The organism is Nocardioides sp. (genome assembly GCF_035697785.1).
In the GTDB taxonomy this organism is placed as follows: Bacteria; Actinomycetota; Actinomycetes; order Propionibacteriales; family Nocardioidaceae; genus Nocardioides_B.
The window spans coordinates 19,596-34,719 of record NZ_DASSCL010000136.1 but is presented as its reverse complement, the minus strand read 5'-3'; the positions used below and the strand labels follow the sequence as shown (position 1 = coordinate 34,719).

9 protein-coding genes and 1 pseudogene are annotated in these 15,124 nt (G+C 69.9%); 6 read left to right on the top strand and 4 right to left on the bottom strand.

Features of this window, described 5'->3' with window-relative positions; genetic code table 11:
• The 3 genes and pseudogenes from VFH10_RS14650 to VFH10_RS14640 all read right to left on the bottom strand — a co-directional run.
• Positions 1 to 235 (bottom strand): annotated as a pseudogene (locus tag VFH10_RS14650) (electron transfer flavoprotein subunit beta); the annotation flags it as partial.
• A 134-nt stretch (positions 236 to 369) separates the two neighbouring features.
• Positions 370 to 807: a hypothetical protein gene (locus VFH10_RS14645; protein WP_325129832.1), complete on the bottom strand. Its 438-nt coding sequence runs from the start codon at positions 805 to 807 to the stop codon at positions 370 to 372.
• 45 nt (positions 808 to 852) lie between these two features.
• Positions 853 to 1,632, bottom strand: coding sequence for an enoyl-CoA hydratase/isomerase family protein (locus VFH10_RS14640; protein WP_325129830.1), 780 nt, complete (start codon positions 1,630 to 1,632; stop codon positions 853 to 855).
• A gap of 93 nt (positions 1,633 to 1,725) precedes the next feature.
• Between VFH10_RS14640 and glgX the strand changes: the two genes are divergently transcribed.
• The gene (glgX, locus tag VFH10_RS14635; RefSeq protein ID WP_325129828.1) at positions 1,726 to 3,897 is read left to right on the top strand and encodes a glycogen debranching protein GlgX; all 2,172 of its coding nucleotides are present in this window, start codon (positions 1,726 to 1,728) and stop codon (positions 3,895 to 3,897) included.
• A gap of 6 nt (positions 3,898 to 3,903) precedes the next feature.
• On the opposite strand, the gene glgP is transcribed toward glgX, so the two are convergent.
• Positions 3,904 to 6,507 (bottom strand): alpha-glucan family phosphorylase, encoded by a 2,604-nt coding sequence (gene glgP, locus VFH10_RS14630; protein ID WP_325129826.1) that lies wholly within the window; start codon positions 6,505 to 6,507, stop codon positions 3,904 to 3,906.
• A gap of 126 nt (positions 6,508 to 6,633) precedes the next feature.
• Between glgP and VFH10_RS14625 the strand changes: the two genes are divergently transcribed.
• The 5 genes from VFH10_RS14625 to VFH10_RS14605 are packed head-to-tail and all read left to right on the top strand — an operon-like array spanning position 6,634 to position 15,119.
• Positions 6,634 to 8,622 (top strand): alpha-1,4-glucan--maltose-1-phosphate maltosyltransferase, encoded by a 1,989-nt coding sequence (locus tag VFH10_RS14625; protein WP_325129825.1) that lies wholly within the window; start codon positions 6,634 to 6,636, stop codon positions 8,620 to 8,622.
• Between the two features lie 11 nt (positions 8,623 to 8,633).
• Positions 8,634 to 10,448, top strand: a complete 1,815-nt coding sequence (gene treS, locus VFH10_RS14620; RefSeq protein WP_325129823.1) for a maltose alpha-D-glucosyltransferase — start codon at positions 8,634 to 8,636, stop codon at positions 10,446 to 10,448.
• Entirely contained in the window at positions 10,445 to 11,890 is a 1,446-nt protein-coding gene (locus tag VFH10_RS14615; protein WP_325129822.1) for a maltokinase N-terminal cap-like domain-containing protein, read from the top strand. Before treS ends, VFH10_RS14615 begins: the two co-directional genes overlap by 4 nt.
• On the top strand, positions 11,887 to 14,079 hold the full coding sequence (glgB, locus tag VFH10_RS14610; RefSeq protein ID WP_325129821.1) for a 1,4-alpha-glucan branching protein GlgB: 2,193 nt from the start codon (positions 11,887 to 11,889) through the stop codon (positions 14,077 to 14,079). Before VFH10_RS14615 ends, glgB begins: the two co-directional genes overlap by 4 nt.
• A complete protein-coding gene (locus VFH10_RS14605; RefSeq protein WP_325129820.1) occupies positions 14,076 to 15,119 on the top strand; it encodes an NUDIX hydrolase in 1,044 nt (347 codons plus the stop codon). The genes glgB and VFH10_RS14605 overlap by 4 nt, the downstream gene beginning before the upstream one ends.
• Positions 15,120 to 15,124 lie beyond the last annotated feature (5 nt).

The following is a 15,124-nucleotide window of genomic DNA, read 5'->3' as shown; positions in this document are numbered from 1 at the left end:
TGTCCGCACCCATCTGCAGCGCCTTGCGCACCGCGTCGGTGGCCTGCTCCGGGCCCACGCACAGCACCGTCACCACCGTGTCCCCGGTGTCATCACCGAGGGACTCCTTCACCAGCAGCGCCTGCTCCACCGCATACTCGTCCAGCTCCGAGAGCAACCCGTCCACACCCACGCGGTCCACGGTGTTGTCCGCCTCGAAATGCCGGTCCGCCGTAGCGTCCGGCACGTACTTCACACACACGACAATGTTCATGGCGTTCCGGCCCCGAAGGGCCCCTCCTGTACGTCGGGTTGGACCGAGGTTACCCGCAGGTAGCAATCACCGAAACGGGCGCTCGGGTGGGTTGGGTCACATGGGAGCCGCATTCCTCACGGCCGGATGATGCGGTCCAGGATCTTGCCGACCACGAGGTAGGCCAGGGCGGCCAGACCCCAGTTGACCAAGGCGCTCTGGACACCATCCCGGTCCTTCTCGAAGGTGAAGATGCCCTCGTCGCGGCTGAACACGTCGAGGTCGAGGGTGTCGGCGGCGTCGAGGATCCAGGCCACGATCGCGTTGTCCTGGTTGGCCTTCAGGGCGACCAGCAGGGCACCCACGGCGAGGATGAGTGCACAGACGACGGCGATCAGCCACACGAGCGAGGCGAGCTTCGAGCGGAAGGTGCTGGTGACACCCTTCACGGCAGCCCCCGTCGACCGGCGGTTGGCGGTCGGCTTCTCGGCAGGCTTCTCCGCCGGCTTCTCCGCCGGCTTCTCCGCCGGCTTGTCGGCCGGCCTCTCGGCGTCGGACTTGTCCACGTCGGCCACGGCGTTCTCCTCATCCAAAAGTACGTCGCACCCTAACCCCCGGCGCTACCTGCCGGTGAACTCGGCCTTGCCCGGCCCCCGCTCCATGAACGACTTCATCCCGATGGAGCGGTCGTCGGTGGCGAACAGCGCGGCGAACTGGATGCGTTCGATCTCGAGGCCGGTCGCGAGGTCTGCCTCGATGCCCTTGTCGATCGACTCCTTGGCGGCACGCAGGGCGTAGGACGCCGCACCGGTGAACTTCCTTGCCCACGCGACCGCCTCGGCGTGCACGTCGGCGGCGGGCACCAGCCGGTCGACCAGCCCGATGGCCAGCGCCTCGTCGGCCTTCACGAGGCGGCCGGTGAAGATGATGTCCTTGGCCTTGGCGGTTCCGACCAGGCGCGTGAGCCGTTGCGTGCCGCCGGCGCCGGGGATGACGCCGAGCAGGATCTCGGGCTGGCCGAGCGTGGCGTCGTCGGCGGCGATCCTGATGTCTGCGCAGAGCGCGAGCTCGCACCCGCCGCCCAGGGCGTAGCCGGTGACCGCGGCGACGACCGGCTTCGGGATGTCGGCGACCGCCGTGAACGCGGACTGCAGGCGGCCGGAGCGCTCGACCATGTCGGTGTAGGACATGTCGGCCATCTCCTTGATGTCGGCGCCCGCGGCGAACACCTTCTCGCCGCCGTACACGACGACGGCCTTCACGTCCGCGCGCTCGGCGGCCTCCTTGGCGGTGGCCCGGATCTCCTCCTGGACCTGCACGTTGAGCGCGTTCATCTTGGGGCGGTCGATGCGGATCGTCCCGACCCCGTCCTCCACCTCGAGCCGCACGAACTCGCCCACGCTGATCTCCTCACGTCGCCACCGGAAACTTCCTCGGGCACCCTAGCCACCCGGTTGAGGTTGACTTCCATGCGGTTGGGACACAATGTCCGGATGCACGACGACTCCCCCGCCCCGGTGTGGCCCGGTGAGCACCAGCCTCTCGGAGCCACGTGGAGCGGGGAGAGCACCAACTTCGCCGTGTTCGCGCCGGAGGCCACCAGCGTCGACGTGTGCCTGTTCGACGACGGTCCCGACGGGCTCGTCGAGACGCGACACCGGCTGACCGAGAAGACGCTCGGCATCTGGCACGGCGCGCTGCCGGGCGTCCCGGTCGGCCAGCGCTACGGGTTCCGCGCCGACGGGCCCTGGGAGCCGAAGCGGGGCCGCCGTTTCAACGTCGCCAAGCTGCTGCTCGACCCCTACGCACAGGCGGTGTCGGGCGAAGCACTGCTCGACGACGCGACGTACGCCCACGTCCGCGCGGCGAGTGACGTCGACGACAGGGGTGTCGCGACCGACGTGCACGCCCGTGACGACCGCGACTCCGCTCCGTACGTCCCACTCTCGGTCGTGGTGCACGACGAGTTCGACTGGGGCGACGACCGGCGTCCGCGGCACCGCTGGACCGACACGATCATCTACGAGCTGCACGTCAAGGGGTTCACCCAGCTGCACGACCGGGTGCCCGAGGAGCTCCGCGGCACGTACGCCGGGCTGGCCTCCCCCGCCGTCGTCGACTACCTCCACGACCTGGGCGTGACGACCGTCGAGCTGCTCCCCGTGCACGAGATCGTCCCGGAGCGGCACCTGACCGACCTCGGCCTGAAGAACTACTGGGGCTACAACTCGGTCGGATTCTTCGCCCCGCACCACGCCTACTCCGCCGGCGGCGACCGCGGCGGGCAGGTCTCCGAGTTCAAGCAGATGGTGAAGAACCTGCACGCCGCGGGGCTCGAGGTGATCCTCGACGTGGTCTACAACCACACCGCCGAGGGTGGCCCGGATGGCCCCACGCTGTCCTTCCGGGGGCTCGACGACCACGGCTACTACAAGCGCGTCGAGCCTGGGTCGGACGCATACTTCGACGTGACCGGTTGCGGCAACACCGTCGACACGACGTACCCCGCCGCGCTCCGGCTGATCCTCGACTCGCTGCGCTACTGGGTCACCGAGATGCACGTGGACGGGTTCCGCTTCGACCTGGCGCCCGCGCTGGCGCGGGACCGGACCGCGATCGACCTGCGGGGCCCGTTCCTGACCACCATTGGCCAGGATCCGGTCCTGCGCGACGTGAAGCTGATCGCGGAGCCGTGGGACGCCAGCATGGACGGCTACCAGGTCGGCCGGTTTCCGCCGCCGTGGGTGGAGTGGAACGACCGCTACCGCGACACCATCCGGGACTTCTGGCGGACCAGCTCGGGGGGCATCCGCGAGGTCGCGTCACGTCTGGCGGGTTCCAGCGACATGTACGCCGACGACGGCCGGTCGCCGTACGCCTCGGTCAACTTCGTCACCGCCCATGACGGGTTCACCCTGCGCGACCTGGTGTCCTACAACGAGAAGCACAACCAGGCGAACGGCGAGGACAACCGCGACGGCTCCGATAACAACCGATCCTGGAACTGCGGCGTCGAGGGCGAGACGGACGACCCGGAGGTCATCGCGCTGCGCAGGAAGCAGGCGGCCAACCTGATGGTCACGCTGTGCCTCTCCACCGGCGTGCCCATGCTCACGGCCGGCGACGAGCGTGGTCGCACCCAGCGGGGCAACAACAACGCCTACAGCCAGGACAACGAGATCTCCTGGCTGGACTGGCGTCCGGACGACGCGTGGCTCGACCTCTACGAGACGACCAAGGCCGCGCTGCGACTGCGCCGCGAGCACCCGGCGCTGCGGCAGCGGCACTTCCTCGCCGGCCGCCCGACCGTCGAGGGCGGCCCCAAGGACCTCGCCTGGATCCACCCCGCGGGGCGGGAGATGACCGACGCCGACTGGTTCGACGACCGGCTGCACACGTTCGGGATGTTCGTCTCCGGGGACCCGCTCAGGGCGCCCGGACCGCGCGGCGAGGTGCTCCGGGACCGGTCGTTCCTGCTCTGGTTCAACGCGCACCCCGAGCCCGGCAAGGCGACTCTCCCCGCCAACGACTGGGTGCACGAGGGCGAGGTCGTGCTCAGCACCGACGGCACCCACTCCGTCGGGGAGCGCCTGCAGGCGGGCGCCGTCATCGACATCGAGCCCCGCAGCGTCATCGTCCTCCGCGAGCTCCCCACCCCCCGTTGAGACGGGTCAGGCGCGGGGGAGGGTGACGCAGCCGAGCTCGGCGGGGCCGGCCAGGTGTGGGTTCTTCGGGAGCACGCGGACCGTGTAGCCGAACGGGCCGGTCGAGGACAGCGCGACGGGGCCTTCGAACCGGTGTCGGCCGCCTTCGTAGGTCTCGGCGTGCGCGAGCGACTCCGCGGTGGTCTCGACCAGCTCGTCGTCGTGGCCGATCCGGCCGTGCACCACCTGTACGTCGACGTCGTCGGGGCCGAGCGAGCCGAGCGACACGAACGCGCGGACCTCGAGGGTCTCGTTGAGCGCGGGCGTGTCGGCGACGCCGCTGGACTCGACGTGGTCGATGACCACACCGCCCCAGGCGTCGCGCGTGCTGCGCTTCCACTCGGCCAGCGCCACCGCACCGGCGTAGTCGCCGTTCAGCGTGCGGGAGCTCGCGGCCGCGGGGGCGTAGAGCGTGCGGACGTAGTCGCGGACCATCCGGTCGGCGAGCACCTTGGGCCCGAGCGACTTCAGCGTGTGCCGGACCATCTCGATCCAGCGGTAGGGCACCGCCTCGTCGTCCCCCGACGAGTGGTCGTAGAAGCGGGGCGCGACCTCCTTCTCGATCAGGTCGTAGAGCGCGGTCGCCTCGATGTCGTCACGACGGTCGGGGTCGTCGATGCCGTCGGCCGACGGGATCGCCCAGCCGTTGTTGCCGTCGTACCACTCGTCCCACCAGCCGTCGAGGATCGACAGGTTCAGGCCACCGTTGAGCGCGGCCTTCATGCCCGACGTGCCGCACGCCTCGTAGGGCCGCAGCGGGTTGTTCAGCCAGACGTCGCAGCCGGGGTAGAGCGGCTGTGCCATCGCGATGTCGTAGTTGGGCAGGAACACGATCCGGTGCCGGACCTCGGGGTCGTCGGCGAACCGGACGATCTCCTGGATCAGCTTCTTGCCGCCCTCGTCGGCGGGGTGTGACTTGCCGGCGATGACGAGCTGGATCGGCCGCTCCGGGTGCAGCAGCAGCCGCTTGAGCCGCTCGGGCTCGCGCAGCATCAGCGTCAGCCTCTTGTACGACGGGACGCGGCGGGCGAACCCGATCGTGAGCACGTCCGGGTCGAGCGCGGAGTCGATCCAGGTCAGCTCGGCCGGGGCCGCACCACGCTGCTTCCACGACTTGGCCAGCCGCTTGCGGGCGTCCTGGACGAGCCGCTCACGCAGCACCCGCTTGGTGGCCCAGATGTCGGCGCCGGTCACCTTGTCGGCCAGCTCGAACACCTGCGACGGCCGGTCGGCGTCGGGGTCCGGCCCGGGACGTCCGCCGTAGCTGCGGACCAGGTCGAAGATCTCGCGGGCCACCCAGGTCGGCGCGTGCACGCCGTTGGTGATCGAGGCGATCGGCCGCTCCTCCACGTCGAACTGCGGCCACAGCCCGCCGAACATGTCGCGGCTGACGTGACCGTGCAGCTGGGAGACGCCGTTCGCGCGCTGCGCGAGCCGGAAGCCCATCACGGCCATGTTGAACACGGCCGGGTCGCCGCCCGGGTAGTCCTCGGTGCCGAGCGAGAGGATCCGCTCCACGGGTACGCCGGGGCAGGCGTTGTCGCCGCCGAAGTACTGCGCGACGAGGTCGCGGGGGAACCGGTCGATCCCGGCCGGGACCGGCGTGTGGGTGGTGAACACGGTGCCGGCGCGCGACACCTCAAGCGCCGCGTCGAACCCGAGCCGGGTGGTGCCCTGCTCGGTGAGCTCGCGGATGCGCTCCAGCCCGAGGAAGCCCGCGTGACCCTCGTTGGTGTGGAACACCTCGGGGTCCGGCGCGCCGGTGATCTGGGTGTAGGCGCGGATCGCCCGCACGCCGCCGATGCCGAGCAGCATCTCCTGGCGGAGCCGGTGCTCGGAGTTGCCGCCGTACAGCCGGTCGGTGACCTCCCGCAGCTCCGGGGTGTTCTCCTCGGTGTCGGAGTCGAGGAGCAGCAGCGGCACCCGTCCGACCTGGGCGACCCAGACCCGCGCGGTCAGCGTCCCGCTGTCGGGCATCCCGATGCTGACCTTGGCGACGTTGCCGTCCTCGTCGCGCAACGGCGCGATCGGGAGGCCGTCGGGGTCGAGCACGGGGTAGGTCTCCTGCTGCCAGCCGTCGCGGGAGAGGAACTGGCGGAAGTAGCCGTGCCGGTAGAGCAGGCCGACGCCGACAATGGGTACGCCGAGGTCGCTGGCGGTCTTGAGATGGTCGCCGGCCAGGATGCCGAGACCGCCGGAGTACTGCGGCAGCACGGCCGTGATGCCGAACTCCGGGGAGAAGTACGCGATCGAACGAGGCAGGTCCGCGGCGTCCTGCCGCTGGTACCAGCGGTCGTCGGTGAGGTACGCCTGCAGGTCCTCGCGGGCGGCGCCGAGCCGGGCCAGGAATCCCTCGTCGCGGGTCAGCTCCTCGAGCCTGGCCTGCTTGACGGTGCCCAGCAACCGGACCGGGTCGTGACCGGACGCGTCCCACGCCGACGGGTCGACGGAGGCGAAGACGTCCTGCGTCTCGGGGTGCCAGGACCAGCGCAGGTTGCCGGCCAGCTCACCCAGCGCCGCGAGCGCGGGAGGCAGGACGGGCTGGACGGTGAATCGACGGATTGCTCTCACCGGCAGCACGTTAGCCGATCATGACTTGAACGATCCAATACTTCGGCGAGTGGTGAGCCAGATCTCGTCCGGCAGCCCGATCTCACGACGGGTTTCCGCCCCGCCCGATGACGGTATGTTCGCCCCATGGTCGGACGTATCCCCGTCATGGACGTCAGCCCCGTCGTCGCCTGTGGCCGCTACCCCAGCAAGGCCACCGTCGGCGAGCCCTTCTCCGTCACCGCCCTGGTGTTCCGCGAGGGCCACGACGCGCTCAGCGCCGAGGTCGTCCTCACCGACCCCAAGGGCAAGCGCCGGCCACCGCGGCGGATGGTGAGGCAGCCCAAGGCCGTCGACCTGTGGCAGGCCGAGGTCGTGCCCGACACCGTCGGCGCGTGGACGTTCGAGATCCAGTCCTGGAGCGACCCCGTCGCCACCTGGCGGCACAACGCCGAGATCAAGATCCCCGCCGGCATCGACGTCGAGCTGATGTTCACCGAGGGCGCGCTGCTGCTCGAGCGCGCGGCCGCGGGGCTGCCCCGGCGTGCGCCCGGCCGCAAGGTGCTGACCGATGCGGTGAAGGCGGTGCGCGACAAGTCCCGGCCGGAGCCGGTGCGGTTCTCCGCGGCTGTCTCACCCGCGGTGGACGGGATCCTCGCCGAGCACCCGCTGCGCGACCTGGTCACCACCGAGGGTCCGCATCCGTTCTTCGCAGATCGCGAGCGCGCGCTGTTCGGCAGCTGGTACGAGTTCTTCCCACGCTCGGAGGGTGCGTACGTCGACGACAACGGCAAGGTCGTGTCGGGCACCTTCACCACCGCCGCCGACCGCCTGCCCGCCGTCGCCGCGATGGGCTTCGACGTGATCTACCTGCCGCCGATCCACCCGATCGGCGAGGTCAACCGCAAGGGCCCCAACAACACGCTGACCCCCGGACCCGACGACGTCGGCTCCCCGTGGGCGATCGGCTCCAAGGACGGCGGTCACGACGCCGTGCACCCCGACCTGGGCACGATCGACGACTTCGACGCGTTCGTGAAGCGGGCCGAGGAGCTCGGGCTCGAGGTCGCGCTCGACCTCGCCCTCCAGGCGGCGCCCGACCACCCGTGGGTGAAGACCAACCCGCAGTGGTTCACCACCCGCGCCGACGGCACCATCGCCTACGCGGAGAACCCGCCGAAGAAGTACCAGGACATCTACCCGGTCAACTTCGACAACGACCCCGACGGCATCTACCAGGAGGTGCTGCGCGTCGTCCGGCACTGGATGAGCCACGGCGTGCGGATCTTCCGCGTCGACAACCCGCACACCAAGCCCGTCGAGTTCTGGCAGTGGCTGCTCGGCGAGGTGCGCAAGACCGACCCCGACGTGCTCTTCCTCTCCGAGGCGTTTACCAAGCCGCCGATGATGCGGGCCCTGGGGACGGTCGGCTTCCACCAGTCCTACACCTACTTCACCTGGCGGACCGCCAAGTGGGAGATCGAGCAGTACCTCACCGAGCTGGCCCACGAGAGCAGCGACGTGATGCGTCCGAACTTCTTCGTGAACACCCCCGACATCCTGCACGCGTTCCTGCAGTACGGCGGGCCCGCGGCGTTCAAGATCCGCGCCGCCCTGGCCGCGACCGGGTCACCGAGCTGGGGCGTCTACGCGGGCTACGAGCTGTTCGAGCACGTCGCGGTCAAGCCGGGGAGCGAGGAGTACCTCGACTCGGAGAAGTACCAGATCCGGATCCGCGACTGGAAGGCCGCCGAGGCCGAGGGGCGCACCTTGGCGCCGTACCTCACCCGGCTCAACGAGATCCGTCGCCAGCACCGGCCGCTCCAGCTGCTCCGCAACGTCACCATCCACAACAGCGACGACGAGTCGATCCTGGTGTTCAGCAAGTCCGCGGCCTCGACGGGCTCGGACGCCGAGGAGCACGTGATCGTGGTGATCAACCTCGACCCGCACGCCGCCCGCGAGACGACCGTGCACCTCAACATGCCCGCGCTCGGCCTCGACTGGCACGACCAGTTCGTCGTGCACGACGAGATCAGCGGCGAGAGCTGGACGTGGTGGGAGCGGAACTACGTCCGCCTCGACCCGTACGGCGAACCCGCCCACATCCTCACCGTCCGGAGGCCCACCGCCTGATGTCCGAAGCGATGACGAGCAACACACGGGTCTCGACCGGCTCGACCACCGAGTCCGGCCCCGCGCCCGCCGACGGGCTCCCCGACGACGGTCCGGAGTGGTTCAAGACCGCGGTCTTCTACGAGGTCCTCGTCCGCTCGTTCCGGGACAGCAACGGCGACGGTGTGGGCGACTTCGCCGGGCTCACCGAGAAGCTCGACTACCTGCAGTGGCTGGGTGTCGACTGCCTCTGGGTGCCGCCGTTCTTCACCTCGCCGTTGCGTGACGGCGGCTACGACGTCGCCGACTACACCGACATCCTCCCCGAAGTCGGCACGGTCGAGGACTTCCACACGTTCCTCGACGCCGCGCACGAGCGCGGGATCAGGGTGATCATCGACTTCGTCATGAACCACACCTCCGACCAGCACCCGTGGTTCCAGGAGAGCCGCTCGGACCCCGATGGTCCCTACGGCGACTTCTACGTGTGGTCCGACACCGACGAGCTCTACCAGGAGGCTCGGATCATCTTCGTCGACACGGAGCCCTCCAACTGGACCTGGGACCCGGTCCGGCAGCAGTACTTCTGGCACCGCTTCTTCAGCCACCAGCCCGACCTCAACTTCGACAACCCGAAGGTCCACGAGGCGATGTTCGAGGCCCTGCAGTTCTGGCTCGACATGGGCATCGACGGCTTCCGTCTCGACGCGGTGCCCTACCTGTACGAACGTCCGGGCACCAACGGCGAGAACCTCAAGGAGACCCACGACTTCCTGCGCGACGTGCGGACCTTCGTCGACGAGCACTACCCGGGCCGGGTGCTGCTCTGCGAGGCCAACCAGTGGCCGGCCGACGTGGTCGAGTACTTCGGGGACTTCGAGAAGGGCGGCGACGAGTGCCACATGGCGTTCCACTTCCCGGTGATGCCGCGCATCTTCATGGGGGTGCGCCGGGAGTCGCGGTTCCCGATCTCGGAGATCATGGAGCAGACACCGGCGATCCCCTCGAGCTGCCAGTGGGGCATCTTCCTGCGCAACCACGACGAGCTGACGCTCGAGATGGTCGCCGACGAGGATCGCGACTACATGTGGGGCGAGTACGCCAAGGACCCCCGCATGAAGGCCAACATCGGCATCCGCCGTCGGCTCGCTCCGTTGCTCGACAACGACATCAACCAGATGGAGCTGTTCACGGCCCTGCTGCTGTCGCTGCCCGGCTCACCGGTGCTCTACTACGGCGACGAGATCGGCATGGGCGACAACATCTGGCTGGGTGACCGCGACGGCGTGCGCACTCCGATGCAGTGGACCGCCGACCGCAACGCCGGCTTCTCGGTCGCCACCCCGGGACGCCTCCACCTCCCGGTGATCCAGGACCCGGTCTTCGGCTACCAGCGCGTCAACGTCGAGACCGAGCTGGAGAACGCCTCCTCGCTCCTGCACTGGACCCGACGGATGATCCACGCCCGGAAGAAGCACCCTGCCTTCGGACTCGGCGACTTCCTCGACCTGGGCGGCTCCAACCCGAGCGTGCTCTCCTACGTCCGCGAGTACACCTCGCCGGAGGGCAGCAACGACCGGGTGCTGTGCGTGCACAACCTGTCCCGCTTCCCGCAGCCGGTCGAGCTCGACCTCCGCCGCTACGAGGGCGTCGCCCCGATCGAGCTGCTCGGAGGCGTCCGGTTTCCCGAGATCGGCGAGCTGCCGTACCTGCTGACCCTCGGCGCCTACGGGTTCTACTGGTTCCGGCTGCCCACCCCGGAGACCGACCGCCACAACCTGCCCACCTCGCCGGAGCCGTTCACCACCGAGGTGCCCGAGAGCGGCGAGGAGGTGACCTCCCGGTGAAGGCCGACCTCGAGCAGTTCATCGAGTCCGCCCGCTGGTTCGGCGGCAAGGGCCGGTCCGCGACCGTCACCGAGGTACGCCGGGTCGGTGGACTGGGCACCGTCGAGAAGGACGGCACGCCCTATGTCGGCATCGAGCTCGTCACGCTGGCCTACGACAGCGGCGAGAGCGAGACCTACCAGGTCCCCATCGCCTACTACGCCGACCCGCAGGGCCGTCTCGAGCACGCCCAGATCGGCCAGTGGGACGACCCCGACCTCGGACCGGTCCACGCCTACGACGCGATGCACGACCGGGAGGTCACCATCCTGTGGCTGCGTGCGTTCGACGAGCAGCACGACGACGGCAAGCTGGCGTTCCACCGGTTGCCGGGCCACGAGCTCGACCTGACCACCCACTCCACGCTGTTCTCCGGGGAGCAGAGCAACTCCTCCCTGGCGTTCGGCGAGGACAGCCTGATGAAGGTGTTCCGCAAGGTCACCTTCGGCCACAACCCCGACATCGAGATCCACGCCAAGCTGACCGAGGCCGGCAGCGAGCACGTCGCCGCCCTCTACGGCTGGGTCGAGGCGCCCGGGCATCGCAGCACCGGCGGCGAGCCGCTGCACCTCGCGATGCTCCAGCAGTTCCTGCGCACGGCCAGCGACGGCTGGGACTTGGCGCTGGCCAGCGTCCGCGACCTGTTCGCCGAGGCGGACCTGCACGCCGACGAGGTGGGCGGCGACTTCGCGGCCGAGTCACACCGGCTCGGCGTCGCCACCGGAGAGGTGCACCGGACCCTGCGCGAGGTGTTCCCCACCTCCGAGTGGGGCACCGACGAGCTGAAGTCGCTCGCCGGCGCCATGCGTGAGCGGCTCGACGCGGCGGTCGAGGCGGTGCCCGACCTGGCGTCCTTCGCCGAGGCCCTCCGCAGCCAGTACGACGCCGTCGAGGCGATCGACCAGGCGGTGCCGGTGCAGCGCGTGCACGGCGACTACCACCTCGGCCAGACCCTGCGGACGGTCCGCGGCTGGAAGATCGTGGACTTCGAGGGCGAGCCCGCCAAGCCGCTCTCGGAGCGGGTGCTGCCCGACAGCCCCTGGCGTGACGTCGCGGGGATGCTGCGGTCGTTCGACTACGCCGCCCACGCCGTCGAGGCCGACGTGCAGGCCGAGACCGACAACAGCCAGATCGCCTACCGCGCGGCCGAGTGGGCAGAGCGCAACCAGCAGCAGTTCCTGGCCGGCTACGTCGAGGCGACCTATCCGGTCAAGGAGGGCGAGGAGCGCGACCAGCCGCCGGAGCTGCCCGACCACCTGCGCACGCTGCTGCGCGCCTACCAGACCGACAAGGCGGTCTACGAAGCCGTCTACGAAGCGCGCAACCGACCCAGTTGGATCGGCATCCCGCTCGGCGCCATCGAGCGGCTGACCGCCGCACCGGCACAGGAGGAAGCCCCGTGAGCACTGCGATCCGCCCGCTCGACCCCGACGTGCTCGACCAGGTCGTCAACGGCAGCCACGGCGACCCGCACACCGTGCTCGGCGCCCACCCGCACGGGGGCGGGACGACGGTTCGGGTGCTGCGTCCGCTCGCCGAGTCGGTCGTGGTCGTGCACGGAGGCAAGCGCGTCGCGCTGGAGCACGAGCAGGGCGGCATCTGGGTCGGCCTCCTCGACGTACCCGAGCCGCCGGACTACCGGCTGGAGGTGACCTACGCCGGCGGATCGCCGATCACCAGCGACGACGCCTACCGCTACCTGCCCACGCTGGGCGAGATGGACCTGCACCTGATCAACGAGGGCCGCCACGAACGGCTCTGGGACGTGCTCGGTGCCCACGTCCGCAGCTACGACTCCCCCACCGGCGACGTCTCCGGCACCTCGTTCGCGGTCTGGGCGCCGCACGCGCGCGGTGTCCGCGTGAAGGGCGACTTCAACAGCTGGGACGGCCGCGAGCACCCGATGCGGCAGATGGGCGTGTCCGGCGTCTGGGAGCTGTTCGTCCCCGACGTGGGCTCCGGCACCCGCTACAAGTTCCTCATCCTCGGCGCCGACGGCGAGTGGCGCGAGAAGGCCGACCCGATGGCGTTCCACACCGAGGTGCCGCCGCTGACGTCCTCGGTGGTCTTCGACTCCGGCTACACGTGGAGCGACGACGCCTGGATGGCCTCGCGCAAGGAGGGCGGCGCTCACGAGAAGCCGATGTCGGTCTACGAGCTGCACCTCGGCTCGTGGAAGAAGCACCAGGGCGGCGACACCTACAGCTACGGCGAGCTCGCGGACAGCCTGGTCGAGTACATCTCCGACATGGGCTTCACGCACGTGGAGTTCCTGCCGGTGATGGAGCACCCGTTCGGCGGCTCGTGGGGCTACCAGGTGACGTCCTACTTCGCGCCCACCGCGCGCTTCGGCGACCCCGACGGGTTCCGCTACCTCGTCGACCGGCTGCACCAGGCCGGGATCGGGGTGATCGTCGACTGGGTGCCCGCCCACTTCCCCAAGGACGAGTTCGCGCTGGCCCGCTTCGACGGCACCCCGCTCTACGAGGACCCGAACCCGTCGCGCGGAGAGCACCCCGACTGGGGCACCTACGTCTTCAACTTCGGGCGCACGGAGGTCCGCAACTTCCTGGTCGCCAACGCGGTGTACTGGCTGGAGGAGTTCCACATCGACGGCCTGCGCGTCGACGCGGTGGCGTCGATGCTCTACCTCGACTACTCGCGCGAGGACGGCCAGTGGTCGCCCAACGTCTACGGCGGCCGGGAGAACCTCGAGGCCGTGCAGTTCCTGCAGGAGATGAACGCGACCGCCTACAAGCGCGTGCCCGGCGCCATCACGATCGCCGAGGAGTCCACCTCGTGGCCGGGTGTCACCCGCCCTACGCACCTCGGCGGGCTCGGCTTCGGGTTCAAGTGGAACATGGGCTGGATGCACGACAGCCTCGGCTACGTGCAGAACGACCCCGTGCACCGGCAGTACCACCACGGCCAGATGACGTTCTCGCTCGTCTACGCCTACTCCGAGAACTACGTGCTCCCGATCAGCCACGACGAGGTCGTGCACGGCAAGGGCTCGCTGCTGCGCAAGATGCCGGGCGACCGGTGGCGGCAGCTGGCCAACCTGCGCTGCTTCCTGGCCTACATGTGGGCCCATCCCGGCAAGCAGCTGCTGTTCATGGGGTCGGAGTTCGGCCAGGAGTCGGAGTGGGCCGAGAGCCGCGAGCTCGACTGGTGGCTGCTGGAGAATGCCGACCACCGCGGCGTGCAGTCACTCGTGCGCGACCTCAACGCGCTGTACTGCCGCACCCCGGCGCTCTACACCCTCGACAACGAGGGCTCCGGGTTCCAGTGGATCGACGCCAACGACTCGAGCAGCAACGTGTTCAGCTTCATCCGCACCGGCAAGGGCGGCGAGAAGCTCGTCTGCGTGGCCAACTTCTCCGCGGTCCCGCACCACTCCTACAGGCTCGGCCTGCCGTCGGCCGGCACGTGGACCGAGGCGCTCAACACCGACGCCGAGACCTACGCGGGCTCCGGCGTTGGCAACATGGGATCGGTGACCGCGGCGGACGAGCCCTGGCACGGCCTGCCGGCGTCGACGACCGTCTCGCTGCCACCGCTCGGTGCGCTGTTCCTGACGCCGGACGCGTGAGCGCGAGCGAGGCGCAGCACCCCGGCGACCAACCGACGCTGACCGACGGGGTGGTGGTGCTGCGCCCGTGGCGGCTCGAGGACGCGGAGGCGGCGCTCGCCGGCCACGACGAGGAGATCCGGCACTGGTTCGGCTTCCCCGAGGTGACACCCAGCCGTGAGCAGCAGGTCGCCGCGATCGAGCGCTGGCGGCAGGGGTACGCCGACAACCGCTCGACGGTGAACTTCCTGGTCGAGGTCGACGGCACCATCGTCGGCAACGTCGAGGTGCGCACCAAGGAAGGCGGCATCGGCGAGCTCTCCTGGACGCTGTACGCCGGGCACCGCGGCCACGGCTACGGCGTCCGCGCCGTCCGGATGCTCGTCGACTACGCCTTCGACCAGCTCGGGCTGATCCGGGTCGAGGCCTACGTGAACACCGCCAACGAGCGGTCCAAGCGGCTGGCGACGCGGGCCGGGCTGCTCCGCGAGGGGGTGATGCGGGCCCGCGAGGACCTGTTCGGCGAGCGGCACGACTCGGTCCTCTACGCCCGGCTCCGCTCGGACCCGCCGGTGACCGACCCGGTCGGCTTCCGCGCGCTGCTCAACTCGTTCCTGCCCCGCAAGCGTGCGATCTCCCAGATGCTGGTCCACGACCCGGACGACCGGGTGCTGATGTGCCGGCTGACCTACAAGCAGGACTGGGACCTGCCCGGTGGCGTGGTCGAGGTCGGCGAGTCACCACGGCTCGCGGTCGCGCGGGAGGTGGAGGAGGAGCTCGGCCTCACCATCTCCGCTGGCGAGCTGCTGGTGACCGACTGGCTGCCGCCGTGGGGCGGCTGGGACGACGCGCTGTGCCTCGTCTTCGACGGCGGCTCCCACGACCCCGCGATCCTGGACGGGATGGTCAAGGAGGTGCGGGAGATCCGCGACGCGGAGTTCTGCACGCTCGTGCAGGTGCACGAACGAGCGGCGGACTTCACGGCCCGCCGGGTCGAGGCGGCCCTGACGGCGCTGCGCGGTCCCGGCGGCACGCCGTACACCGAGTCGGGCCGGGCCTGACCCTT